The sequence below is a fragment of the Lysobacter niastensis genome (genome assembly GCF_015453285.1).
In the GTDB taxonomy this organism is placed as follows: Bacteria; Pseudomonadota; Gammaproteobacteria; order Xanthomonadales; family Xanthomonadaceae; genus Lysobacter_J; species Lysobacter_J niastensis.
In genome coordinates this window covers 214420-238662 of the sequence record NZ_JADLZT010000005.1, presented here as the reverse complement: position 1 = coordinate 238662, position 24243 = coordinate 214420, and the positions used below count along the sequence as shown (strand labels likewise).

At 67.1% G+C, this 24243-nt stretch carries 18 protein-coding genes, 1 tRNA gene and 3 pseudogenes; 9 read left to right on the top strand and 13 right to left on the bottom strand.

Translation table 11 applies throughout. The annotated features are described in order from the left end of the window. Nucleotides 1–40: 40 nt before the first annotated feature. On the bottom strand, nucleotides 41–2311 hold the full coding sequence (locus IU514_RS10335; protein WP_194931030.1) for a TonB-dependent receptor: 2271 nt from the start codon (nucleotides 2309–2311) through the stop codon (nucleotides 41–43). Between the two features lie 286 nt (nucleotides 2312–2597). Here IU514_RS10335 and IU514_RS10330 point away from each other — a divergent pair, with 286 nt between their 5' ends. After that, nucleotides 2598–3995 carry a GntP family permease gene (locus IU514_RS10330; RefSeq protein WP_194931029.1) on the top strand — a complete coding sequence of 466 codons (1398 nt, stop codon included), beginning with the start codon at nucleotides 2598–2600 and terminating at the stop codon, nucleotides 3993–3995. 263 nt (nucleotides 3996–4258) lie between these two features. Here the strand turns inward: IU514_RS10330 and IU514_RS10325 are convergent, their stop codons facing one another. Next, a complete protein-coding gene (locus IU514_RS10325) occupies nucleotides 4259–5773 on the bottom strand; it encodes an FAD-dependent oxidoreductase (protein ID WP_194931028.1) in 1515 nt (504 codons plus the stop codon). Between the two features lie 180 nt (nucleotides 5774–5953). Between IU514_RS10325 and folE the strand changes: the two are divergent. The 5 genes and pseudogenes from folE (at nucleotide 5954) to dinB (ending at nucleotide 9317) form a co-directional block, all read left to right on the top strand. Then, nucleotides 5954–6572: pseudogene (gene folE / locus IU514_RS10320) on the top strand (GTP cyclohydrolase I FolE). A gap of 63 nt (nucleotides 6573–6635) precedes the next feature. Then, nucleotides 6636–7379 carry an RNA polymerase sigma factor gene (locus IU514_RS10315; protein ID WP_194931027.1) on the top strand — a complete coding sequence of 248 codons (744 nt, stop codon included), beginning with the start codon at nucleotides 6636–6638 and terminating at the stop codon, nucleotides 7377–7379. Beyond that, nucleotides 7373–7717, top strand: coding sequence for a hypothetical protein (locus IU514_RS10310; RefSeq protein WP_194931026.1), 345 nt, complete (start codon nucleotides 7373–7375; stop codon nucleotides 7715–7717). The genes IU514_RS10315 and IU514_RS10310 overlap by 7 nt, the downstream gene beginning before the upstream one ends. Next, the gene (locus IU514_RS10305; protein ID WP_194931025.1) at nucleotides 7714–8142 is read left to right on the top strand and encodes a DUF2231 domain-containing protein; all 429 of its coding nucleotides are present in this window, start codon (nucleotides 7714–7716) and stop codon (nucleotides 8140–8142) included. The genes IU514_RS10310 and IU514_RS10305 overlap by 4 nt, the downstream gene beginning before the upstream one ends. Nucleotides 8143–8228: 86 nt before the next feature. Then, nucleotides 8229–9317 (top strand): DNA polymerase IV, encoded by a 1089-nt coding sequence (gene dinB / locus IU514_RS10300; protein WP_194931024.1) that lies wholly within the window; start codon nucleotides 8229–8231, stop codon nucleotides 9315–9317. Between the two features lie 13 nt (nucleotides 9318–9330). On the opposite strand, the gene IU514_RS10295 is transcribed toward dinB, so the two are convergent. Together IU514_RS10295 and IU514_RS10290 are read right to left on the bottom strand one after the other, a co-directional pair. Next, nucleotides 9331–11007 (bottom strand): phosphoethanolamine transferase, encoded by a 1677-nt coding sequence (locus IU514_RS10295; protein ID WP_194931023.1) that lies wholly within the window; start codon nucleotides 11005–11007, stop codon nucleotides 9331–9333. Continuing rightward, complete coding sequence (locus IU514_RS10290; protein WP_386761298.1) at nucleotides 11004–11660, bottom strand: phosphatase PAP2 family protein; 657 nt, start codon at nucleotides 11658–11660, stop codon at nucleotides 11004–11006. Before IU514_RS10290 ends, IU514_RS10295 begins: the two co-directional genes overlap by 4 nt. 408 nt (nucleotides 11661–12068) lie before the next feature. Here IU514_RS10290 and IU514_RS10285 point away from each other — a divergent pair, with 408 nt between their 5' ends. The 3 genes from IU514_RS10285 (at nucleotide 12069) to IU514_RS10275 (ending at nucleotide 14844) form a co-directional block, all read left to right on the top strand. Next, nucleotides 12069–12782, top strand: coding sequence for a response regulator transcription factor (locus tag IU514_RS10285; RefSeq protein ID WP_194931021.1), 714 nt, complete (start codon nucleotides 12069–12071; stop codon nucleotides 12780–12782). Continuing rightward, nucleotides 12769–14100 (top strand): sensor histidine kinase, encoded by a 1332-nt coding sequence (locus IU514_RS10280; RefSeq protein WP_194931020.1) that lies wholly within the window; start codon nucleotides 12769–12771, stop codon nucleotides 14098–14100. The genes IU514_RS10285 and IU514_RS10280 overlap by 14 nt, the downstream gene beginning before the upstream one ends. Nucleotides 14101–14229: 129 nt before the next feature. Then, entirely contained in the window at nucleotides 14230–14844 is a 615-nt protein-coding gene (locus IU514_RS10275) for a hypothetical protein (protein ID WP_194931019.1), read from the top strand. Between the two features lie 79 nt (nucleotides 14845–14923). Here the strand turns inward: IU514_RS10275 and pnp are convergent, their stop codons facing one another. From pnp to IU514_RS10235, 9 genes and pseudogenes are all read right to left on the bottom strand, one after another. Next, a complete protein-coding gene (pnp, locus tag IU514_RS10270) occupies nucleotides 14924–17032 on the bottom strand; it encodes a polyribonucleotide nucleotidyltransferase (protein WP_194931018.1) in 2109 nt (702 codons plus the stop codon). A gap of 136 nt (nucleotides 17033–17168) precedes the next feature. Next, the gene (gene rpsO / locus IU514_RS10265) at nucleotides 17169–17429 is read right to left on the bottom strand and encodes a 30S ribosomal protein S15 (protein ID WP_194931017.1); all 261 of its coding nucleotides are present in this window, start codon (nucleotides 17427–17429) and stop codon (nucleotides 17169–17171) included. A gap of 213 nt (nucleotides 17430–17642) precedes the next feature. Next, entirely contained in the window at nucleotides 17643–18569 is a 927-nt protein-coding gene (gene truB, locus IU514_RS10260) for a tRNA pseudouridine(55) synthase TruB (protein ID WP_194931016.1), read from the bottom strand. 76 nt (nucleotides 18570–18645) lie between these two features. Continuing rightward, nucleotides 18646–19011, bottom strand: coding sequence for a 30S ribosome-binding factor RbfA (gene rbfA, locus IU514_RS10255; protein ID WP_194931015.1), 366 nt, complete (start codon nucleotides 19009–19011; stop codon nucleotides 18646–18648). A 14-nt stretch (nucleotides 19012–19025) separates the two neighbouring features. Next, nucleotides 19026–21026 (bottom strand): annotated as a pseudogene (gene infB / locus IU514_RS10250) (translation initiation factor IF-2); the annotation flags it as partial. A gap of 104 nt (nucleotides 21027–21130) precedes the next feature. Further along, nucleotides 21131–21623: pseudogene (locus IU514_RS19225) on the bottom strand (translation initiation factor IF-2 associated domain-containing protein); the annotation flags it as partial. 117 nt (nucleotides 21624–21740) lie between these two features. Next, the gene (gene nusA, locus IU514_RS10245) at nucleotides 21741–23228 is read right to left on the bottom strand and encodes a transcription termination factor NusA (protein ID WP_194931013.1); all 1488 of its coding nucleotides are present in this window, start codon (nucleotides 23226–23228) and stop codon (nucleotides 21741–21743) included. Between the two features lie 60 nt (nucleotides 23229–23288). Further along, nucleotides 23289–23867: a ribosome maturation factor RimP gene (gene rimP, locus IU514_RS10240; RefSeq protein WP_194931012.1), complete on the bottom strand. Its 579-nt coding sequence runs from the start codon at nucleotides 23865–23867 to the stop codon at nucleotides 23289–23291. Nucleotides 23868–24165: 298 nt separating this feature from the next. Next, nucleotides 24166–24242, bottom strand: a tRNA-Met gene (locus tag IU514_RS10235). Nucleotide 24243 lies beyond the last annotated feature (1 nt).

Below are 24243 nucleotides of genomic sequence, written 5' to 3'. Positions count from 1 at the left end.
CGAAGCCCGCCGCCGCCCTTCTTCATCGCCTTGCGCGCGATCAGAACTGGTAACGCACCGCCAGCGAGTACTGGCGCGGCGGACCGTAGAAGCCGGTCATCACCCCCAGCGCCGCGTTCAGGTTGTAACCGGTGGTGCGGTATTCCTTGTCGGCCAGATTGGTACCCTGCAGCGACAGGGACCAGGCGTCGTTGATCGTCCAGATCATGCCGGCGTTGACCAGGCCGTAGCCGTCCTGGGTGATCGGCTGCGCACCGGTGCGGACGATCTCGGTCGTGGCGACCACGTCGCTCTGGTAGGTGTAACCCACGCGTGCCGAGAGGTTGCCGCCGTTGGACAGGTCGGTGCGGTACTCGACGTTGATCGCACCGGAGAAGTCCGGAGCGTTGGTGAACTCCTGCTCGTCGGCGATGTCGATGCCGGCGTACAGGAACTCGTCGTACTTCGCGTCGAGCCAGGCCAGGTTGCCGCTGATCAGCCAGTGCGGCGTAGGCAGCCACTGGTACTCGACTTCGGCACCGTCGATGGTGCCCTTGCCGGCGTTGGTGAAGTCGCCGAAGAACGCGTCGTTGGTGCCGTCGCCGTTGCTGTCGTAGGCGGTGAACACCGACAGCTGGATGTCCTCGTACTCGTTGTGGAACGCGGCCAGGTTCAGGAACAGCTTCTGGTCGAAGAACGCCATCTTGCTGCCGATTTCGTAGCTGTCGACGGTCTCGTCGTCAAACGGCTCGGCCGAGCGCGGCACGGCGGTGGCCTGGGCGCGGATGTTGAAGCCGCCCGACTTGAAACCGCGGGTGGCGAGGCCGTAGACCATGACGTCCGGCGTGATCTGGTAGTCGAGCGAGATCTTCGGCGAGGTGTTCTCGAACCCGATGCGCTTGTCGAAGTTGGCCGCGATCGGAGTCGGGTTGTTGGCCGCGCAGCGCACTGCCAGCGTGCTGAACGTAGCGTCGGTGTAGCAGCGGTTGAGCACGACCGCATGCTTCTTCTCATCGGTGTAGCGCGCGCCGACGTCGAGCTTGAGCTTCTCGGTGAGGTCGAACGTCCAGTCGGCGTAGGCGGCGATGCTGTCGGTGTAGACCGTGCCCTGGGTGTCACCGAACGACAGATTGAAAAAGTTGTTGAGCACCTGGCCGCCGGCCTCGCCGTCGAACGCGTAGATGCCCATCACGCCGCGGGCGCGGCCGCCGGCATCGTAGTTGACCTGCAGCTCGTTGCTGACCTGCTCGTCGCTGTAGAACGCCTTCACGTCCGCGATCTTGTTCGGCAGCGTGTCGAAGTCGATGTTGGTCTCGGTGTCGGACTCGCGCTTGGCCAGGATGTACTTGGCGCTCCAGTCCTCGTTGATGCGCCAGTTGACGGCGGCCGAGGCACCCTTCATCGAGGTGTCGTTGATGTTGAGCATGCCGTTGCGCACGTCGTAGCGATCATCCAGCGGCGCGAACGTCGGGGCGAAGCGGTTGGGTGCCAGCATCTTCGCGCCGCGCACGCCGGACTGGTCGTCCATCCAGTCGAACGCGAACTGGATGTCGAGGTTGTCGCTGACGTAGGCGCCGAGCTGGCCGCGTGCCGCCAGGATCTCCTTGTCGCTGACCTCCTGGCCGGAGGTCAGGTTGTCGCCGAAGCCATCGCGGTTGAGGCTGGCCACGGCCATGCGGCCGCGCAGCGCGCCGTCGCCGACCGAGCCGCCGATCGCGGCGCGGACGTCGAGCTGGTTGTAGTTGCCGATGGTGATCGAGCCGAAGCCCTGGGTACCCGTGGTCAGGCCGCGCGAGATGTACTTGATCGCACCACCAATCGTGTTCTTGCCGTACAGCGTGCCCTGCGGGCCGCGCAGCACTTCGACGCGCTCGACGTCGAACACGTCCAGCAGCGCGCCCTGCGGCCGGGCGATGTAGACGTCGTCCATGTAGATGCCGACGCCCGGGTCCACGCCCCACAACGGGTCGGACTGGCCGATGCCGCGGATGTAGGCGGTGACGGTGCTGCTGGAGCCGCGTGCGGCGTAGATGGTCAGGTTCGGCACCTGACCGTCGAGGTCGCTGAGATCCTCGACGTTGAGCTTGTCCAGCGCCTGCGCGGTGAACGCGGTGACCGCGACCGGCACTTCCTGCAGCGTCTCCTCGCGCTTGCGGGCAGTCACCGTGACCGAGCCGAGCGTGGTCGCGTCGGCGCTGGCCTCGGTCTGCGACGACACGTCCTGCGCCCAGGCCGCCGGCGCCAGCAGCGCACAGGCGATGGCAACGGCGAGGCCGCTCCTGGGCTTGATGTTCCTGGGCTTGATGTTGATGGCCTTGCTGCTGCGAATCATGGTGACGCTTCCTCCCCAGTCCCGTTCGATTGAGCGCTCCGGGCCGTGACTCCTCCTGGCCGGAATACGCATTGACCGACGGGCCCTCCCCCGTCATGGCCGACAGACTAGGAGGCGGCCACCCCGGGCCGCATCTGTACCTTTGGACAATGCCGGTCGCGCCGCGCGTTGCCGACACTGCCGCTCCATTGCAGGGAAGGTGCGCCTGACGGCCGCCGTCCCGCCGCGGATCCGTCTTCACTGGATCCGTCTTGATCGGCACCCACCGGGGAGCGGGGATAAGGGAATGGCTTTTCTGATCGTGCTGGCCGCGCTGTGCTTCCTGATGTTCGTGGCCTACCGCGGCTACAGCGTCATCCTGTTCGCGCCGGTCGCGGCGCTGGGCGCGGTGCTGCTGACCGACCCGTCGCTGGTGGCGCCGATGTTCACCGGCTTGTTCATGGACAAGATGGTCGGCTTCCTGAAGCTGTACTTCCCGGTGTTCCTGCTCGGCGCGGTGTTCGGCAAGGTGATCGAACTGTCCGGCTTCTCCAAGTCGATAGTCACCGCGACCATCCGGCTGTTCGGCGCCAGCCGCGCGATGCTGTCGATCGTGGCGGTCTGCGCGCTGCTCACCTACGGCGGCGTGTCGTTGTTCGTGGTGGTGTTCGCGGTGTATCCCTTCGCCGCCGAGCTGTTCCGCCAAAGCCATATCCCGAAGCGCCTGATCCCCGGCACGATCGCGCTGGGCGCCTTCACCTTCACGATGGACGCGCTGCCTGGCACGCCGCAGATCCAGAACATCATCCCGACCACGTTCTTCGGCACCGACACCTGGGCGGCGCCGGTGCTGGGCACGCTCGGCGGCGTCTTCATCCTGGCCATCGGCCTGCTCTATCTCGACTGGCGCCGCCGCGCCGCGCTGAAGGCCGGCGAAGGCTATGGCGACACGCTGGTCAACGAACCCACGCCCTTTGCCGGTGGCCATCTCGCACACCCGGCCATCGCGATCCTGCCACTGGTGCTGGTGGGCGTGGCCAACAAGCTACTGACCGGCTGGATCCCGCGCTTCTACGGCGACAGCCACAGCTTCGACCCGGCGGTGATCGGCAGCGCCGCGCCGGTGGTGCAGGAAGTGTCCAAGGTCGCGGCGATATGGGCCGTACAGGGCGCACTGCTGCTGGGCATCGCGACAGTGCTGGCGTTCGCCTGGAAGCCGGTGATGACCGGCTTCGCCGAAGGCAGCAAGTCGGCCATCGGTGGCGCGCTGCTGGCGGCGATGAACACCGCGTCCGAGTACGGCTTCGGCGCGGTGATCGCCGCCCTGCCCGGCTTCCTGGTCGTCGCCAACGCGCTCAGCGCGATTCCCAATCCGCTGGTCAACGAGGCGGTCACCGTGACCGCGCTGGCCGGCATCACCGGTTCGGCCTCGGGCGGCATGAGCATCGCGCTGGCGGCGATGGCCGAGACGTTCATCGCCAACGCCAACGCGGCCGGCATCCCGATGGAGGTGCTGCATCGCATCGCGGCGATGGCGTCCGGCGGCATGGACACGCTGCCGCACAACGGCGCGGTGATCACGCTGCTCGCCGTCACCGGCCTGACCCATCGCCAGGCCTACAAGGACATCTTCGCGATCACGCTGATCAAGACCGCCGCGGTGTTCGTCGTGATCGCGACCTTCTACGCGACCGGACTGGTCTAGGGCCTGTTAACGCTATTGGGATAGGCCGCGCCGGGCATGGAGGCGTGTGAGGCAAGGAAGAGCGAGGACGCGTATGTCGATACGCAACCGAGCGATGACGCCGCATCGCGCGCCTCCACGCCCGACCCTTTGGGTTGCCCCTCAGGGGCCGCCACGCGACGCCGCGTGCCTTGAGCTTGCAATCAGCAAGCCGCTGCGGCGCGCAGCACCACCTAGCGGCCCCTGAGGGGCAACGCGGCTTATCCCAATAGCGTTAACAGGCCCTAGCCCGCCTTCAGCTCGGCTTCGATCACCAGGTTCTCCAGGTCGCGCCCGGCCGACACCGCGGCGATCAACTGCCCCGCGCGGAAGTAGCGAGCGGTGAAATCCCGGGCCTGAAGGTCGCCATCGATGCGGACCTCGTCGAAGCCCGTCGTGTGGCCGGTGCTGCGCACGTCCAGGCCGTAATGGTGCGTCCAGAAGTACGGCACGTCGGCGAAGGCCCTGGCGGCGCCGAGCATGTTCGCCGCTGCGGCCTGTCCCTGCCGCTCCGCATGCACCCAATGCTCGACGCGGATCAACTCGCCGCGATAACGGTAGCGGGCGACGTCGCCGGCGGCGAAAACGCTCGGCGCCGATGTCTGCAGGGTGTCGTCGACGAGGATGCCGTTGTCGACGTCGAGCCCGGCGGCAGTAGCCAGTTCCACGCGAGGCGTCACTCCGGCGCCGACGATCAGCAGGTCGGCGGGCACGCGCGTGCCGTCTGCCAGCTCCAGTTGCTTCCCGTCGTAGCCTTTCGGCGCGACGCCGAGATGGAACGTCACGCCCTGTTCGCGGTGCAGGCCGGCGATGAAGCCACCCACTTCGCGGCCGAGGGCGCGCGACATCGGCACTTCGTCGAGATCCACGACGTGCACGTCCAGTCCCCGTGCCCGCAGCGCGGCCGCGGCTTCCATGCCGATGAAGCCGCCTCCCACCAGCGCAACCGATCTCGCGCCTTCGCATGCGGTCACTATCGCCGTCGAATCGGCCAGCGAGCGCAGCACGAATACGTTGGGCCGGTCGAAACCCGGCAGCGGCAGACGCCGCGGCTCGGCGCCGGTCGCGAGCAGCAATGCGTCATAGGCGATGCGCTCGCCGGACGACGTCACCACTTGCCTTGCCCCGGTATCGATGCTGGCGACCTCGCAGTCCAGCCGCAGGTCGATCCGCTGCGATTCGTAGAAGTCAGGCGCCTGCAACGGAATCCATTCCGCTGGCGCCGTGCCTGCCAGGTAGTCCTTCGACAGGTTCGGCCGGTCGTAGGGACCCGCTTCGTCGGCGCTGAGCATCGTCAGCGTTCCTTCGAATCCCAGTTCGCGCAGCCGCAGGGCCGCGGCATAGCCCGCGGCGCCACCGCCGATGATGACGATGCTGGCGGGATGCCCGCTGTTCGCAGCCGGCGGCGCAGACTCCGGCGACTGCTCATCGCGCACGAACACGGTGTCGCCGGTGACCTCGACGCGCCACATCGGCAATCCTGCGAAAGCGGGAGCGTGCAGGGCCAGCCCGGTGCGGAGGCTGAAACAGGCATGGTGCCATGGGCAGCGGATCTCCTCGCCAACCACGAGGCCCTCGGCCAGCGGCGCGCCGTAATGCGTGCACGCCCCGCCGATGGCATGAATGCCGTCATCCAGACGCGCCAGCAGCACCGGCGCTCCATTGACATGGCCGGCGAGCACGCCCGAGGCGGGAACCATCGACAGGGGGACGCCCTGACGCAGGTCCGGGCCAGGAGGAGGAGCATCGGATTGCGACATGGCATGACTCCATCAGATCGACATCGGCTTGCGGCTGGGCGCGCGAAGGGCATGCGCATTGGACGCGGCGGGCCCGGCGCGGTTCCGGGCCACACACCAGGCCGGCGGGAACCTCTCGCGCCCTGCTGCATCTTTACGACTGAACCCCGGACTCAGGTAAAGAACGTGCTGGACGCCCGACTGCAGGTCATCGACGAAAAGCCGGCGCCCGACGCCCCGGTCGACCCACGCCCTACCCGACAGGAAGCGGAAGCCGCGGTGCGCACCCTGATCCGCCTGGGCGGGCGACCATCCCTCGCGCGAGGGCCTGGCCGATACGCCAGCCCGCGTGGTGCGCGCCTACGAGGAATGGTTCGGCGGCTACGCAATCGATCCCGCGCACGTGCTCGGACGCACGTTCGAGGGCGCTGGCTACCACGACATCGTGCTGCTGCGGGACATCCCGGTCCGCTCCGTGTGCGAGCACCACATGGCGCCGATCCGCGGCGTTGCCCACGTCGCCTACCTGCCGGGCGAGCGCGTCGTCGGCATCTCCAAGCTCGCTCGCCTGGTCGACGCCTTCGCGCGGCGCCTGCAGATCCAGGAACGCCTGACGCAGGAGATCGCCCACACGCTCGACCGCGTGCTGCAGCCGCGCGGCGTCGCGGTGGTCATCCGGGCCGCGCATGAGTGCATCGCTTCACGTGGCGTCGACATGCAGGGCGTAGCCATGATGACGCGCTGCCTGCTCGGCCGCTTCGAGCGCGAACCCTTCCGGCGCGAGATCCTGTCCACACTGAATGCGCCGGCGGGAACCTGAAGCACACGCTTGCATCCAATGGTTGCAGGACGAATTCCGAGTACGCAGCAGGAGATACGGATCATGGCCCAACCCGGCAGCACGCTCGCCCGCGATTACGCCGCGATGGACGATGCCGCCCTCGTGGACCTGGTGCTTCGCGGCGATCGCCAGGCGTTCCGCGACATCATGCGGCGCTGCAACCAGCGGCTGTTCCGCGTGGCGCGCGGCGTGGTCAACGACGATGCCGAAGCCGAGGACGTAGTGCAGGCGGCCTACGTCGATGCGTTCGCCAAACTGGGCGACTTTCGCGGACAGGCCTCCCTGCTGACATGGCTGACGCGGATCGTGCTCAACGAATGCTACGGGCGCCTGCGCAAGCGCCGCCCGGTCGTCGACATCGACCAGGTGGAGGCACTGCAGGTGGACAACATCATTTCCTTTCCGGAGAAGTTCGGAAACGAGGACCCGGCGGCCCTCGCCGCACGCGACCAGGCGCGCCAGCTCATCGAACATGCGGTCGATCGCCTGCCCGAGCCGTTCCGGATCGTGTTCGTGATGCGCGAGATCGAGGACTGCACCGTCGAGGAAACCGCGGTCGTGCTCGAGCTTCGCCCCGAGACCGTGAAGACGCGGCTGCATCGCGCGCGCCGGCTGTTGCGCGCGCAACTCAACGATGCGCTGTCGGCGACGCTCGCCGATGCGTTCCCCTTCCTCGGCACGCGCTGCGACCGCATGACCGCCGCCGTGATGCAACGCCTCGAACGCACCTTCCCGCCTGCGACTGAGCTGCGCCCATCTTCGACCACAGGAGAACCGACATGCTGACCACTGCCCTGCTCGTCTTCGCCATTGCCGCCCTCGGCGGTCTGGTGCTGGCTTCCCACGTGCTTCGCGGCCGGCTGGCTCCATGGGCCATCTCCATCGCACACGCGCTGCTCGGCGCCAGCGGCCTGGTACTGCTGATCCTCATCGCCTTGCAGGGCGGTGCGCCGGCGCGCGTCACGGCCGCACTGGGCATCCTGGTGCTCGCGGCGCTGGGCGGCTTCTACCTGGCCTCGATCCACCTGCGCGGCAAGATCGCGCCCAAGGCGGTGGTGTTCGTCCACGCCGGTGTTGCCGTGGTGGGTTTCCTCACGCTGCTGAGCGCGGTGCTGGCGGCGTGAGCCATCCGCTGCATCCCGCGTTCGTCCACTTCCCGATCGCGACCTGGACGCTGGCCACGGTGGCCGACCTGGCGAGCCTTCACTGGGGCCAGCCGGCGTGGCAGTTCGCCGGCGTGACGATGGCCATCGGCACGCTGGCCGCGCTCGCGGCGATGGCGACCGGCTTCGTCGAGCTGCAGAAGCTGGAAGACGGCAGCCCGGTGATCGGCGCCGTCAACCGCCACATGCTGCTGATGATGGCGGCATGGTGCTGCTACGCCACGAGCCTGTTCCTGCGGCTCGAAGGGACATCGCTGACGCGTCCCGGCATGCTCAGCCTCGGCATGAGCGTGATTGGCTTCCTGGTGCTGTGCATCGCCGGCTGGTGGGGCGGAAGGCTCGTCTACGAACACGGTATCGGAGTGCGGGGACGCAGGCCCTCCTGAGCCGCTGGCTGGCCTTGGCCGGCGGCCATTGTGTGATTTAGTATTTGTACTAACAGCCACGCCCCGCCGGCTGTCGCCGCTCAGCCTTGTCCGTTCCCCCGCGCAAGATCCTCCACGTCGACATGGACGCGTTCTACGCGTCGGTCGAACAACGCGACGACCCCAGCCTGCGGGGACGGCCGGTGGTGGTCGCCTGGCGCGGCGCGCGATCGGTCGTCTGCGCGGCCAGCTACGAAGCGCGCACGTTCGGCGTGCGCTCGGCGATGCCGGCGATACGGGCCGAGCGGCTCTGTCCGGATGCCGTGTTCGTGCCGCCGGACTTCACCCGCTACAAGGCGGTCTCGCAGCAGGTACGCGGGATCTTCGCCCGCCACACCGACCTGATCGAGCCGCTGTCGCTGGACGAGGCCTACCTCGATGTCACCACGACCAGGACCGGCCTGCCCACCGCCACGGCGACCGCCGAAGCGATCCGTGCGGCCATCCGCGAGGAGACGCAACTGACCGCGTCGGCCGGCGTCGCGCCCAACAAGTTCCTGGCGAAGATCGCGTCCGACTGGCGCAAGCCCGATGGCCTGTTCGTGATCCGCCCGCACCAGGTCGAGTCGTTCCTCGCACCATTGCCGGTCGGGCGCCTGCCCGGCGTGGGCAAGGTGACCGAGGCACGCCTGCAGGAACTGGGCATCGCCACCGTCACCGACCTGCGCCAGATCGGGCTGGCCGAACTGGAGCTGCGCTTCGGTCGTTGGGGGCGCCGTCTGCACGAACTGTCGTTCGGCATCGACGACAACCCGGTGGAACCCGAGCGCCCCACCCTGCAGATCTCCTCGGAGGACACCTTCGAGCACGACCTGCCGCTGGACGAACTGGAGCCGCACATCCGCCGGCTCGCCGAGAAGACCTGGGCCGGCTACGAGCGCGAGCGCGGCGGCGAGCACGCCCGCGTCGCACGCACCGTGGTGCTGAAGCTGAAGACCAGCGACTTCCGCATCCTCACCCGAAGCCTCACGCCGGCGGAGCGGCCGGCATCGCTGGAAGCGCTGGTGCGCATTGCCAGCGACCTCCGCGGGCGCGTGCAGTTGCCGGACAGCACGCGTTACCGGCTCGTCGGCGTCGGCCTGTCCGGCTTCGTCGACGACGAAGGCGTCGACACGCAGAGCGACCTGTTCGCGTAGGCGGCCGACCCGATCAGCGCGATGCGCAGCCGCGGAACAGGTCCAGGCCCGGGTCGTACTCGGACGTGCTCACCTGCATCAGGCCCAGCACCGAGTGGAACAGGTTGTCATGGCTGGCCGGCGCCTTCGCCTCTCGCTTGAGGCATGCGATGTCGATGCCACGCGAGGCGGCGAAGCCCGACGACAGCCACATCACCATCGGAACGCGGGTCTGTGTGTCCGGCGCGATCGCATACGGCACGCCATGCAGGTACAGGCCGTTCTCGCCCAGCGATTCGCCGTGGTCGGACACGTAGATCAGCGCCGTGTCGCGTCCGGTCTGTGCCGCCAGCAGGCGGATGGTGTTCGCCAGGAATTCGTCCGTGTGCAGGACCGCATTGTCGTAGGCGTTGACGATCTGCTCGCGGCTGCAATCACCCAGCTCGGACGTTTCGCAGGCGGGCACGAATCGACGCAGGTGCGGCGGATAGCGCTTGTAATAGCTGGGACCGTGGTTGCCGAGCTGGTGCAGCACGACGACCATGTCGCCGGGACGGCGATCCACCTCGCCGATCAGTCCCTGCAGCATGGCTTCGTCGAGGCAGCCTTCGGCATCGCAGACCTTCGGCAACGTGGCGTGCTCGAACGATTCGAACGCGAGCCCGTCGCAGACGCCCTTGCAGCCGGTCTGGTTGTCGCGCCACAGCGTGTGGACACCGGCGTGCTCCAGCACGTGCAGCAGCGACTCGGAATGCTTGATGCGGTCCTTGTCGTAGTTCGCGCGGCCCCACGGCGAGAACATGCACGGCACCGACACCTCGGTCGCCGAGCCGCACGAGCTGACCTGGCTGAAGTTGACTGGCGCGATGCGGCTCAGCTCGGGCGTGGTCTGGCGTGCGTAGCCATTGAGGCCCCAGTTCTGCGCGCGGACGGTCTCACCGACGACCAGCACCAGCAGACGCGGCCGCGCCTCGGCCGGTCGGCCGGCGATATGGGCGTGCGTGCCGAGCGGCGTGCGCGGGCGGTGCTTGGCGACCTCGTCGTCGGCCAGCACGCGTGCCAGCGAGACCAGGTAATTGCCGGGGGTGATCAGGTGGCGCAATTCGCGATGGTTGCGCATCAGCGCCGACAGGTTCTGGAACGACGCCAGCGCCGCACCCGCCGCGATCAGCATCGCCAGCACCACCCACGCAGCACGCACCAGCGCCGCGCGGCGCAGCGTGCGATGGCGAAGGCGCACACGCCAGACCAGCAGCGATGGCAACACCCCGAGGCTCAACAGCGACGGCAGCACACCGGGCGAAATCAGTTCGCCCGACTCCTTGCCGTCGGTGTGCAGGATGTTGCGCAGCATGTCCGCGTCCAGGTAGATGGTGTAGCGGCTCATGAAATGCGCGGCCACCGACGTCACGAGCAGCAGCACGATCAGCAGCGGCTTGGCGGTCCAGCGATTGAGCAGCAGGCACAACAACAGCAGGTTGAGCCCGCCGACCATCGCCACCAGGCTCAATGCGGTCGGCCAGTGGCCTTGCAGCGCTCCCGTCGCGGCGGCGGCCCGGAAGAAGGCGACGTTGCAGAACACCGTGAAGAACGCGCTGGCAAGGAGTGCCAGTCGCTCGACGGTCATTTCCGGACGGAACTCGGCGAACTGACGCAGTGCCTGCGTAAAGGCGGAGATGGCGTTGGACCGCCCCTGGACGACGGTGCTCATCGGCCCGCCTCCATGCCGCGCACCGGCCGGTGCCAGAACAGCAGGTACAGCAGCAGCGCGGTCGCCCAGCAGATGCCGGCGGTCCAGACGTCGTGCGAAACGAAGTGCGCGCCGCGCAACTGTTGCGAGAGACCGAACAGCAGTCCCGCCCCGCCGCCCACTGCGAGTCCCGCCCAGCGCCAGCGAGGACGGACCGCCAGCAGAAAGAAGTACAGGGACAACCAGGCATAGCCGCCGCTGGCATGGCCGGCCGGGAAGCAGTCGCCGCGGGTCAGGCCGAGCGGACGCAGCGCGAACAGCCCGACGTAGGGCCGATCGCCGCCGTAGCGGACCAGATCCCAGGGGCAGTCCATGTTCGACCAGGACTTGGTCCAGGCCACCAGGATGGTCGACAACGCAGTGGCGATGACCAGATAGGCCAGCGGCCGGCGCAGCGCCACCAGGCTCCGGCGTGAGCGGGCAACCAGCCACGCCGCGAGCACACCCAGCCACGCCACCGTGCTGACGTCGCGGCCGGCGGCATGGAACCACTCGGTCGCAGGTGCATGCCGCAGCAGCCAGCGATGGCCCTGCCATTCGTAAAGCCGGTCGGCCAGCCACTGATCGGCGCCGAACCCCATCGAAGCCATCACCAGCACGACGAATGCCGCCATCGGCAGCCAGGCATGCAGCAGGAAGAAACGGGCGTCGTGGCGCACGGCGGGAAGGTTGGCGATGGTGGGCGCGACGTCGGACGCGAACTCGCTGGGGGCGAGCCACAACGCGGCGCCGCTTCTGGCATTGCTTTTCATCGAGGGCGGTTTCTTCATCTGGGCCGGGGGCATCCGGCTGCGAATCAAGGTCGCGAGATGATCGAAGGCGCTGTGTCGGAAAGCGGTGGGAGTCCAACGCTCGATGCGCAAAGCCAGGTCACCGTCGAAAGGTGGCGTTCATCCTGGCGGGCGGGTGGAGTATCGTCGGCGCCGTCACACCGTCATTCCGACGTTATTCCGACATTTGCGCGAACACGCTGTCCGGCTGCGCACACGACAGCGCACCAACGGCAATCCAGGATCCCGCCGATGCGCGTGCTGGTAGTGGAAGACAACCGGAACCTGGTCGCGAACCTGTTCGACTACTTCGAGTCGCGCGGCTACGTGCTCGATGCAGCGCCCGACGGCCCGACCGGCCTGCACCTGGCGCTGAGCCACGACTACGACGCGATCGTGCTCGACTGGGGTCTGCCGCGGATGGACGGCCGCGAGGTGCTGCGGCAGTTGCGGGACTCGGGCGCGGACGTGCCGGTGCTGATGCTGACCGCGCGCGACGAGTTGCCCGACAAGATCGCCGGCTTCCGCGCCGGCGCCGACGACTACCTCACCAAACCCTTCGAACTCCCCGAGCTGGAAGTCCGCCTGGAAGCGCTCGCGGCGCGTGCGGGCGGAAGGAGCCGCAGCAAGGTCCTGCAGGTCGCCGATCTGCGCCTCGACCTCACGACGCTCGAAGTGACCCGCGACGGTCGCACGCTGCATCTGTATCCGGCGTGCCGCAAGCTGCTCGAAGTGCTGATGCAGTCGAGCCCCGCCGCGGTGACGCGCGAACGCCTGGAGCATGCGCTGTGGGGCGACAGCCCGCCCGACGGCGACATGCTGCGGTCCCATATCTACGAACTGCGCCGAAGCGTCGACGGACCGTTTCCCGTCAAACTGATCCAGACCTTGCCGCGGGTCGGCTATCGCCTCGCCGAAGTGTCCGCATCCAGCCCCGTCAAGGAGGGCGACCATGACCGCGGCTAGCCCGGCTTTTCGCCGATCGAACCTGCGCCGCCGCATCCTGCTTGGCCTGCTCGGCTATGTCGTGGCGCTATCGGTCGCGGTGATCCTGCACGGCTTCATCGTCAACGAACATGCCGAGCAGCTGGTCTGGCAGACGCTGCTGGATTCCGAACTCGACCATCTGCTGGAGCGGCAGCGCGAAGACCCCGGGTTCCGCTGGGTCGACACCCACAACATCGCCTTCTATGACGGACGCGATGGCGCCTCGCTGCCCACGGCGCTGCGCGGCCTGGGACCCGGCGTCTACGACGATGTCCTGGTCGATGGCGTCGAACGGGTCGTGCTGGTCCGCGAAGTCGACGGCAGGCCGCTGATGCTGGCCCTGGACATCACCGACCTGGAGCAGCGCGAGTTCGACATGGGCCTGACCGTCATCGGCTCGGCGATCACGCTGATCGTGCTGCTCGGCCTGGCCATCGCGTGGAGCGTCAACCGCCTGGTGCGCCCGCTCAGCAACATGGCCAACGACATCGGACGGTTGCAGCCGGACCAGCCCGGACAGCGCATCCAGGTCACCCGCAGCGCCAGCGCGGAGCTGGTCGTCATTGCCGACGCGCTCAACGACTACCTGCAACGCAACGACCGCTTCGTCGAACGCGAACGCGTGTTCATCGACACCGCCAGCCACGAGCTGCGCACGCCCATCGCGGTGATTTCCGGCGCGAGCGAGATCGCCCTGCACCACGGCGGAGTGCCAGCGGCGACACGCGGCCAGCTCCTGCGCATCCAGCGCACGGCCCGGGATGTCGAGCAGCTGATTTCGCTGCTGCTGGTGCTCGCGCGCGATCCGGCCAGGCTCGCCCGCAACAGCGACCGCGTAGCCCTGGACCAGCTGCTGCCGGAGATCGTCGAAGACCACCGTTACCTGGCCCGCGACAAGGACCTGGCCCTGACGGTGGCGCCGATGCCCGCCGTCGAGATCGTGGCGCCGCTGCCGATCGTGCAGGCGGCGATCGGCAACCTCGTGCGCAACGCCATCGAGCATAGCGACCGGGGCGAGATCATGATTCGCCTGGAAAGCCCGGCGACCTTGGTCATCGAGGATCCGGGACACGGAATGACACCGGAGGAAATCAGCGCGATCTACGCCCGCATGGCACGCGGCGGCGGCGACCGCGGCGGCAGCGGCATCGGGCTGGATCTGATTTCACGGCTATGCGAGCACCTGGGCTGGCAACTCGACATCTCCTCCAGCCAGGGTCGCGGCACCACCACCACGCTGCGCTTCCAGCCAATCACGCGCGTTGACGTGGCGCATGCGTCCACGACCCGCGAATGAACGAAATGAAGGCACAGCGCACAGAACGGAGCATCGTTCAGTCCTGCATCGAATGAACAGGCCGATCCCGCACGCCGTCATCACAGCGCCCTTGTTCTAGTTGAGCAAAACCAGCCAAGCAGGCTTGCCATGCTCGAGAGCGTCGTCGAATTGCTCACAAGGACCAACCAGATGGCTACGGGTCGTTCGAACCCGGCGACGGCGGAGATCACCGCGCTCTTCACCGCGCTCGACGCGGTCCATTCGGACTACACCGGTTTCTTCGACATGATCCAGCGGGCCATCGTCGCGGGCGAACCGGTCCAGGAAATCGCCCAGACCCTGATCCTGCGAAGCCCCGAGGCGGACTGCGAGCGCACGGCGGTACTGGCCCACATGCGCCTGCTGGTGGCGGACGCGATGGGTGCGGAGGCCCATCCGTTCCTCGACGCCGTGTCGGTGTATTTCATCAACGCGCCGCTCGCAGGCCAATGCGCCTTGGCCCGCACGCTGAAACGCGCCACCGAACATGCGCGCGTTGCCGAAGACGATGCACTGCATGCCCGCGCCGAGATCGCCTATTCGGTCCACGCCAGCCTGCGCAGCCTGCAGCGGCAGTGGGCGGTGATCTGCGAGCGGCATGGGATGCTCAAGGCCACCTCATCCGATCGCGGCGAGGCAGGCATGACGCCCAGCCGGCCCGTCGGTCCTGCAGGGATCGGCATGCGCACGAGGAAGCGTGCCTGGGCCGAAGCGCTGCCCTGATCCGGGAATCCGGTGGGATGCAAAAGAAAAAGCGGGCCGAGGCCCGCTTTTTCGTATCGCTGACGCTGGAGCGCGCGGCTTATTCGGCCGCGACGCCCTCGCCTTCCTCGACGGCCTTGATCGACAGGCGGATGCGGCCCTGCTTGTCGACTTCCAGCACCTTGACCTTGACGACGTCGCCTTCCTTGAGCTTGTCGGAGACCTTCTCGACGCGCTCGCTGGAGATCTGCGAGACGTGCACGAGGCCGTCCTTGCCCGGCAGGATCGTGACGAACGCACCGAAGTCCATGATCTTGGCGACCTTGCCTTCGTAGATGCGGCCCGGCTCGACGTCCGAGGTGATCTGCTCGATGCGCGCCTTGGCGGCCTGGGCAGCTGCAGCATTCACCGAGGCGATGACGATGGTGCCGTCGTCCTGGATGTCGATCTGGGTGCCGGTCTCCTTGGTGATGGCCTGGATGGTCGAGCCACCCTTGCCGATCACTTCGCGGATCTTGTCCGGGTGGATCTTCATCGTCAGCAGGCGCGGCGCGTACTCGCTCAGCTCACCGCGCGGCGTGGTGATGGCGTTGGCCATCTCGCCGAGGATGTGCAGGCGGCCGGCCTTGGCCTGGGCCAGCGCGGTCTTCATGATCTCTTCGGTGATGCCCTGGATCTTGATGTCCATCTGCAGGGCGCTGATGCCGTCCTTCGTACCGGCCACCTTGAAGTCCATGTCGCCGAGGTGATCCTCGTCACCGAGGATGTCGGACAGCACGACGTAGCGGTCGCCTTCCAGCACCAGGCCCATGGCGATACCGGCCACCGGCGCCTTCACCGGCACGCCCGCGTCCATCAGGGCCAGCGAGGAGCCGCAGACCGAGGCCATCGACGAGGAGCCGTTCGACTCGGTGATCTCCGAAACGACGCGGATGGTGTACGGGAACTCTTCCAGCGTCGGCATCGTCGCCAGCACGCCGCGCTTGGCGAGGCGGCCGTGACCGATTTCGCGGCGCTTCGGGCCCATCATGCGGCCGGCTTCACCGACCGAGTAGGGCGGGAAGTTGTAATGGAACAGGAAGTTTTCCTTGTACTCGCCGGAGACGGCGTCGATGATCTGGCCGTCACGGGCGGTGCCCAGGGTCACGACGACGATCGCCTGCGTCTCGCCGCGGGTGAACAGCGCCGAGCCGTGGGTACGCGGCAGCACGCCGACCTGCGAAGCGATCGGGCGGACGGTGGTCAGGTCGCGGCCGTCGATGCGGACCTTGGTGTCGAGCACCGCGTCGCGCATGGTGCTGTATTCGAGATCACCGAACTCCTTGGCCATGTCGCCCGCGTTCCAGCCGTCGGCTTCCGCGCGGCCGGCCAGGACCTGCATGGTGTCCTTCTTGATCGCGGAGATGGCGTCGCGGCGCTGCAGCTTGTCGCGGATCTGGAAGGCTTCGGCGAGCTTGCCGCCGATGGCTTCCTTGATCGCCGCGATCATGGCGGTGTTCTTTTCCGGAGCGGCCCAGGTCGACGGCTTGGTGCCGGCTTCGACGGTCAGCTCGTTGATCGCGTTGATGACCTTCTGCATCTCGCGATGACCGAACGTCACGGCGCCGAGCATCACTTCTTCCGACAGCATCTTCGCTTCGGACTCGACCATCAGCACGGCGTTGGCGGTACCGGCCACGACGAGTTCGAGGTCGGAATCAACCAGCTCGGAGACGGTCGGGTTGAGGATGTACTGGCCGTTCTTGTAACCGACCTTGGCGGCGCCGATCGGGCCCTGGAACGGGGTGCCGGCCAGCGCAAGCGCGGCCGATGCGCCGATCAGTGCCGGGATGTCGCCGTCGACTTCCGGATTCAGCGACATCACCGTCGCGATAATCTGGACTTCGTTCTTGTATTCCTCGGGGAACAGCGGGCGGATCGGGCGGTCGATCAGGCGCGAAATCAGCGTTTCCTTCTCGGTCGCACGGCCTTCGCGCTTGAAGAAGCCACCGGGGATGCGGCCGCCGGCGTAGAACTTCTCCTGGTAGTCGACGGTCAGCGGGAAGAAGTCCTGGCCTTCGCGCGCGCTCTTGGCGGCGACAGCGGTGACCAGCACGACCGTCCCGTCAACTTTGACGAGGACAGCGCCACTGGCCTGACGAGCGACTTCGCCGGTTTCCAGCGTCACCTGATGGTTGCCGTACTGGAAGGTCTTGGTGATTTTTGCCACGTTGGGTTCCTATCGTTTCAATGCGTTCGGTTCGAGGCCCTTGCCCCGCCCGGGTCGGCCGTCTGTGCGGCCTGTATTTCGTGTACTGCCCAAAAACGAACCGCGGCGCATCGCTGCGCCGCGGTCGGTGTCTGGTTTAGCGACGCAGACCCAGTTTCTCGATCAGGGCCTTGTAGCGCTCGTTGTCCTTGCGCTTGAGGTAGTCAAGCAGGCTGCGGCGGCGGTTGACCATCTGCAGCAGGCCGCGACGGCTGTGGTGATCCTGCTTGTGGACCTTGAAGTGGCCGGTCAGCTGCTCGATGCGAGCGGTCAGCAGGGCGACCTGGACTTCCGGCGAACCGGTGTCGCTGGCGCCGCGCTTGTTGTCTTCGATGATCTTGCTGGTGTCGATGGACATCTGTATTGCTCCGTAGATGCGAGGCCTGCAGAAGCGGATCGGTCGCGTCATCTTCGCGCCGACGCACCGCTTGGCCCGCCGTTTGCTTCGAGGAATGGCACCTGTGGGTGCCGGGAGTGCTTGGAAAAGCCCGCGAATTGTAGCCGCCGGTCTCATTCCAGACAAGGCGTTAGGTTGCGGCACCCGGCTTGGGCCCGGGCCTGAACAGGCGGATCACTGCGCTGCTGCCGCCCATCGGAACAGGCGCTGCGGCGCGAGCTTTCCGTCCTCACGCCTGACCAGGCCGAGGCAACGGCCATCCGGGCCGTACGCGACGGCGAGTCCGTCGGCACCGCCCTCGATGCGAACCGACTGGCCGAAGCCCAGGCGCCGGGTGCCCTCCTCATCCAGGTCGGCACGCGGGTAGCCAGCCAGCCCCTCCTCCACCGGCAACAGGCAGGCGTCTAGGCTGGCTTCACCCTGTTCAGCGATGGCTCGCAGTTCATCCAGGGTGTACATGCGCGGCGCGGCAAACGGGTCAACCCAGAGCCGGCGCAGGGTCGCGACGTGCGCCCCACAGCCCAGCGTTTCGCCGAGGTCGCGCACCAGGCTGCGAACGTAGGTGCCGGAACCGCATTCGACATGCAGGTGCAGACGCGGCCCTTCGCGGCCCGTCAGCTGCAGCGCGTGCACCTCGACCTCGCGCACGGGCGCTTCGATCGACTCGCCGCGCCTGGCCTTGGCGTACAGCGGCTCTCCGCCCTGCTTGAGCGCCGAATAGATCGGTGCGCGCTGGTGGATGGCGCCACGCAACGGCGCCAGCGCCGCCTCGATCGCCGCGTCGTCCAGCTCCGGCACCGGACGTTCGACCAGCACGGCGCCATCGGCATCGTCGCTGTCGGTCGTCGTGCCGAGCACCGCGGTGGTCTCGTATGCCTTGCGCGAACCCAGCAACAGCCCGGCGATCTTGGTCGCCTCGCCGAAACACACCGGCAGCAGGCCGGTGGCGAGCGGATCGAGGCTGCCGGTGTGGCCCGCCTTCTCCGCGCGGAACAGGTGGCGCACCTGCTGCAACGCCTGGTTCGAGCTCAGCCCGAGCGGCTTGTCGAGCAGCAGCAGCCCGTCCAGCGGGCGGAACACGGTACGGGGTTTCTTGCTCATGGCGTCATTGTCTGCCGAAGCGCCGGACAACAAAAAGGCGGCGAAACCGCCGCCTTGTAGCTTGCCCGGAACGGGCTCAGTCCTCGGATTCCCCGCCGGACGGATTGTCGCGCAGCAGGGTCTCGATGCGCTCGCCACGATCGACCGAATCATCGTAGTGGAAATGCAGTTCCGGCACATGGCGCAGCTTCATCGCCTTGCCCAGCTGGAAGCGCAGTTCGCGCGAGAGTTCCTTGAGGGCCTTCACGGCCTCCTTGGAACGCTCCGCCTGCAGCGCGGTGACGAACACCTTGGCGTGCGCCAGGTCGCGCGTCACCTCGACGTCGGAAACGCTGACCGACGGCAGGTCGTGCTCGCGCACGGCCTCGCGCACCAGCGTGCCCAGCTCGCGACGGAGCTGGGCGGAAACGCGGTCGGTGCGATGGAACGACTTGCTCGTCATTTCTTCCTACCGGATTACAGCGTGCGCTGGACTTCGATGCGCTCGAAGCACTCGATCTGGTCGCCCGGCTTGACGTCGTTGTAGGCCTTCACGCCGATACCGCACTCGGTACCGTTGCGGACCTCGTCGACGTTCTCCTTGAAGCGACGCAGCGATTCCAGTTCGCCCTCGAAGATGACGGCGTTGTCGCGCAGCACGCGGATCGGCTTGTGGCGCTTGACCACGCCCTCGACCACCATGCAGCCGGCGACCGCGCCGAACTTGGAGCTGCGGAACACGTCGCGGACCTCGGCGGTGCCGATGATCTCTTCGCGGATCTCGACGCCCAGGATGCCCGACGCCACCTGCTTCACCTGGTCGATCACGTCATAGATGATCGAGAAGTAACGCAGGTCGACGCCGTTGGACTCGATCACCTTGCGTGCCGATGCATCGGCACGGACGTTGAAGCCGATGACGGTCGCCTTGGCGGTCGCCGCGGCGTTCGCGTCGGACTCGGTGATGCCGCCGACGCCGGAAGTGATGACGTTGATGCGGATCTGGTCGTTCGACAGTGCCGTCAGTGCCTGGCGCAGCGCTTCGACAGAACCCTGCACGTCGGCCTTGATGACCAGGTTGAGGCTCAGCTGGCCCTCGCCCTTGCCCATCTGCGCCATGATGTCTTCCATGCGGTTGCCCGCCTGGGCGACGAGGCGCGATTCGCGGCGCTTGGCGTCGCGCTGCTGCGCGACGTCCTTGGCCAGGCGCTCGTCGTCGACGACGACGAAGTCGTCGCCGGCATCCGGCACGCCCGACAGGCCAAGCACCTGCACCGGGATCGACGGACCCGCGCTCTGCACCTGCGAGCCGGTCTCGTCGAACAGCGCACGCACGCGGCCGTACTGCACGCCGCACACGAGGTAGTCGCCCTTCTTCAGCTCGCCCTGCTGGATCAGCACGGTCGCGACCGGGCCGCGGCCCTTGTCGAGTGCGGACTCGATGACCACGCCGGTGGCGCGGCCATCCGGCACTGCCTTGAGCTCGAGCACTTCGGCCTGAAGCGAAATCGCATCGAGCAGGTCGTCCACGCCATCGCCGGTCTTGGCCGACAGCTCCACCATCTGGGTTTCGCCGCCGAAGTCTTCCGCCACGACCTGCTCGCTGAGCAGTTCGTTCTTGACGCGCAGCGGATCGGCGTCGGATTTGTCGATCTTGTTGATCGCCACGATCAGCGGCACGCCGGCCGCCTTCGCATGCTGGATGGCTTCCTTCGTCTGCGGCATCACGCCGTCGTCGGCAGCCACCACCAGCACCACGATGTCGGTGAGCTTGGCGCCGCGCGCGCGCATCGAGGTGAACGCGGCGTGGCCCGGGGTGTCGAGGAAGCTGATCACGCCCTTCGGCGTTTCGACGTGGTAGGCACCGATATGCTGGGTAATGCCACCGGCTTCGCCCGAGGCGACCTTGGTGCGGCGGATGTAGTCCAGCAGCGAGGTCTTGCCGTGGTCGACGTGACCCATGATGGTGACCACCGGCGGACGCGCGACCTTGTTGCCCTGCGTCTCTTCGACGTGGGCCAGCAGTGCGTCCTCGGCCGTCTCGGCACCGGCCTTGACGACGGTGTGGCCGAGTTCCTCGGTCACCAGCGCGGCGGTGTCGTAGTCGATGGCCTGGTTGATGGTCGCCATGACGCCCATCTTGAACAGCGCCTTCACCACGTCGCCGCCCTTCAGCGCCATCTTCTGCGCCAGATCGCCGACGGTGATGGTTTCGCCGATGGCGACCTCGCGCACGATCGGCGCGGTGGGACGGGTGAAGCCACTGCCGGAACGGGCCTGCTCGGTCTGCCGGCGGGCCTTGGGCTTGCCGCGGGAGCTGGTCGAACGGCGGGCGCGGTCAGATGCACTCAAGTGCATCTGGCCGGCGAAACGGTTGGTGCGGTCATCGTCCTCGACCGTCGACACCATCGCGTGCGAGCCGCGGGTCTTGTGTGCGGGAGCGCCGCGCGCCGCTTCCGGCGCACGCGCCGGTGCCGGCTTCGGATGGCCATGGCCATGCGTGGTCGCCGCCTTGCGGACGGGCTGCTCCTCGCCATCGCCCGCCAGTGCGCTGGCATCGGCGAGCTTGGCCTTCGCGTCTTCCTCGGCCTTGAGCTTGGCGGCTTCCTCTGCCTGGCGGCGGGCCGCCTCGATGACGTCGGCGCGGCGCTTGTCGTCGGCGGCCAGCTTCTCCTGCTCGGCGAGGTTGCGCTGCTTGGATTCCTCCAGCTTGCGCAGGATCTCGGCGCGCTCGTCGCCCGGCGTTGCGGCGCCGTCGGTCGGCTTGACCAGCGTGACCTTCTTGCGCACGACGACGTCGACCGTCGAGCGATTCTTGCCGCCACCGACGGTGAGCTCCTGCTTGCGGCTGCGGTTCAGCGTGATCTTCTTCGGCACCTCGCCCACCTCGGCGGCCTGGTCGGCCTTGCCGTGGGCGCGCTTGAGGAAGCCGAGCAGCTTGACTTTCTCAATACTGGTCACGACCTGGTCGGGGCCGCTGAAAGTCATGCCGGCCTCGGCCAGCTGCTCCAGCAACTTTTCGACCGGCGTGTTCACCAGTTCGGCCAGCTTGCGGATGGTGGTTTGCTGCGACATTCGGTTTCCGGTTCCGTTTGGCCACCACGGGTTGATCCCGCGGTGGCGATTGTAGGGCGGGTCCTGCCCCGCCGCACTTTGCACATGGCGGGCCAAGGCCCGCCCTACGGTTTTCTGTTACTCGAACCAGTGCTTGCGGGCTTCCATGATCAAGGCCGCGGCGCGTTCAGCGTCGATGCCCTCGATATCGGTCAGCTCGTCGGTCGCCATGTCGGCCAGGTCGTCACGCGTGACCACGCCGCGCGCAGCAAGCGCGAAGGCAGTGGCCTCGTCCATGCCGCCCAGTTCGAGCAGGTCGGCGGCCGGCTGGTGCTCGTCGAGTTCCTCTTCTGCGGCAAGGGCCTCGTTGAGCAGCGCGTCGCGTGCTCGCGCACGCAGCTCCTCGACGATGTCCTCGTCGAAGCCTTCGACGGCGAGCAGCTCGCCGACCGGCACGTAGGCGATTTCCTCGACGGTGCTGAAGCCTTCCGAGACCAGGATGCCGGCGATCTCCTCGTCGACCTCCAGCTTGTCCTGGAACAGCTGGCGCGCAGTGGTCTGCTCGGCTTCGGACTTGGCGGTGACCTGGTCCTGCGTCATCACGTTGAGCTGCCAGCCCGACAGGCGGCTGGCGAGGCGCACGTTTTGGCCGCCCTTGCCGATCGCCTGCGCCAGACGGTCCTCGGCCACGGCCAGGTCCATCGAGTGCTTCTCTTCATCGACGATGATCGACTGCACTTCGGCCGGCGCCATCGCATTGATGACGAACTGTGCCGGGTTGTCCGACCACAGCACGATATCGACGCGCTCGCCGTTGAGCTCGTTGCTCACGGCCTGCACGCGCGAACCGCGCATGCCGATGCAGGCGCCGATCGGATCGGTGCGGTTGTCGTGCGCGAGCACGGCGATCTTGGCGCGGTCACCCGGATCGCGGGCGCACGCCCTGATCGAAACCAGGCCCTGGCCGACTTCCGGCACTTCGAGCTTGAACAGCTCCATCATGAACTCCGGCGCGGCGCGGCTGATGAACAGCTGCGGGCCGCGCGGCTCGGAGCGCACGTCGAACAGGTAGCCGCGGACACGGTCGCCGGCGCGCAGCACGTCGCGCGGGATGCCCTTGTCCTTCGGGATGATCGCCTCGGCGTTGCCGCCCAGGTCGACGTAAATGTTGCCGCGCTCCACGCGCTTGACCACGCCGGTCACCAGCTCGCCGACGCGATCCTTCCACGCATCCACGACCTGCTGGCGCTCGGCTTCGCGAACGCGCTGCACGATCACCTGCTTGGCGGCCTGAGCGGCGATGCGGCCGAACTCGGGGTTCTCGATCTGCTCTTCGATGTAGTCGCCGACCTCGACGCCCTCGACCTCGTCGATGGCGTCCATCAGGCGGATCTGGCGGTCCGGCGACTCCATCACGACGTCGTCGGCAACGACCTCCATGCGGCGGTAGGTCTCGTAGCTGCCGTCCTTCTGGTCGATCGACACGCGCACCAGCACGTCTTCATCGTGATAGCGCTTCTTGGCCGCCGACGCGAGGGCCGCCTCAATGGCTTCGAAGATGACTTCACGCGGCACGCCCTTTTCATTGGCAACCGCATCCACGACCAGCAAAAGTTCCTTGCTCATCTATTGACTCCGCACGGGTCGGCCCGAAGCCGCCGGCAAACTTGGTGGTTACTAAGGTGGTTACTTCTTTCCCTTCGAAGGCACGGCCTTCGAAGGCTTGTCTTTGCCGGGCTTGGGCTTGGAGAAGCCCAGCGCGACCCAATCCGGCACCAGCCGCGCCTTGTCGATGTTGCCGAACGCGGCAACCAGCTCGACCAGCGCACCGCCGACACCCTCGACCTCGAACACAACGCTGTCGCCTTCGACGCGGAGGATGCGGCCCTGCAGGCGGCGGCGGCCGTCCTGCGGAAGCTTCAGCGCGACTTTCGCGCTCTCGCCGACGAAACGTGCGTAGTGATCCAGCGTGAACAACGGACGATCGATGCCGGGCGAGGACACTTCCAGCGTGTACTGCCCGCTGATCGGGTCCTCGACGTCAAGCTGCGCCGACACTTCGCGGCTCACCGCCTCGCAATCGTCGATGGTCACCGAGCGCGGCTCGCCATCCGGGCCAATGGCCGCATCGGACGGCACATCGATGTAGAGGCGCAGCACGGCACTGCCCGGCGCCGGAAGGTATTCCGCGCCCAGCAATTCCACGCCCAGCGACGCTACCGTCGGGGCCAGCAGATTGGCGATTTCGACTGCTTTGTCCGTCATGCAAAACGACTCCTGCGAAACTCCTCAACGTTGCGATCCGGAACGCCAACGACAGCCAGAACCAGAAGATCCGACATCATCGAACGTTGACCGAGAAGCGCTGCCTGAAGGCTTTCCTGCACGCACCCGGCCTTGCCGGACGCAAGAAACGACAAAGGGCCCATTGGGCCCCTTGTCCGTACAACTGGATTTCGGCGTGACCGTGCGAGCAGAGCACGATCACCAAGCCCGAGCCTTTGACCTTAGAGAAGCCTGAAAAACTTCAGGCTTCTCGCGGGCCATGGGCCCAGGTCGAAGCTGGTAGCGGGGGCAGGATTTGAACCTGCGACCTTCGGGTTATGAGCCCGACGAGCTGCCAGACTGCTCCACCCCGCAT

Bases quoted from the DNA above. Each gene is read 5' to 3' on its own strand.
- IU514_RS10285 (WP_194931021.1), top strand. From the start codon at position 12,069: ATGCGCGTGCTGGTAGTGGAAGACAACCGGAACCTGGTCGCGAACCTG.
- nusA (WP_194931013.1), bottom strand. From the start codon at position 23,228: ATGAGCAAGGAACTTTTGCTGGTCGTGGATGCGGTTGCCAATGAAAAG.
- IU514_RS10275 (WP_194931019.1), top strand. From the start codon at position 14,230: ATGCTCGAGAGCGTCGTCGAATTGCTCACAAGGACCAACCAGATGGCT.
- IU514_RS10290 (WP_386761298.1), bottom strand. From the start codon at position 11,660: ATGGCGGCATTCGTCGTGCTGGTGATGGCTTCGATGGGGTTCGGCGCC.
- IU514_RS10330 (WP_194931029.1), top strand. From the start codon at position 2,598: ATGGCTTTTCTGATCGTGCTGGCCGCGCTGTGCTTCCTGATGTTCGTG.
- IU514_RS10280 (WP_194931020.1), top strand. From the start codon at position 12,769: ATGACCGCGGCTAGCCCGGCTTTTCGCCGATCGAACCTGCGCCGCCGC.
- IU514_RS10310 (WP_194931026.1), top strand. From the start codon at position 7,373: ATGCTGACCACTGCCCTGCTCGTCTTCGCCATTGCCGCCCTCGGCGGT.
- IU514_RS10295 (WP_194931023.1), bottom strand. From the start codon at position 11,007: ATGAGCACCGTCGTCCAGGGGCGGTCCAACGCCATCTCCGCCTTTACG.
- IU514_RS10325 (WP_194931028.1), bottom strand. From the start codon at position 5,773: ATGTCGCAATCCGATGCTCCTCCTCCTGGCCCGGACCTGCGTCAGGGC.
- truB (WP_194931016.1), bottom strand. From the start codon at position 18,569: ATGAGCAAGAAACCCCGTACCGTGTTCCGCCCGCTGGACGGGCTGCTG.
- IU514_RS10315 (WP_194931027.1), top strand. From the start codon at position 6,636: ATGGCCCAACCCGGCAGCACGCTCGCCCGCGATTACGCCGCGATGGAC.
- rpsO (WP_194931017.1), bottom strand. From the start codon at position 17,429: ATGTCCATCGACACCAGCAAGATCATCGAAGACAACAAGCGCGGCGCC.
- rimP (WP_194931012.1), bottom strand. From the start codon at position 23,867: ATGACGGACAAAGCAGTCGAAATCGCCAATCTGCTGGCCCCGACGGTA.
- IU514_RS10335 (WP_194931030.1), bottom strand. From the start codon at position 2,311: ATGATTCGCAGCAGCAAGGCCATCAACATCAAGCCCAGGAACATCAAG.
- rbfA (WP_194931015.1), bottom strand. From the start codon at position 19,011: ATGACGAGCAAGTCGTTCCATCGCACCGACCGCGTTTCCGCCCAGCTC.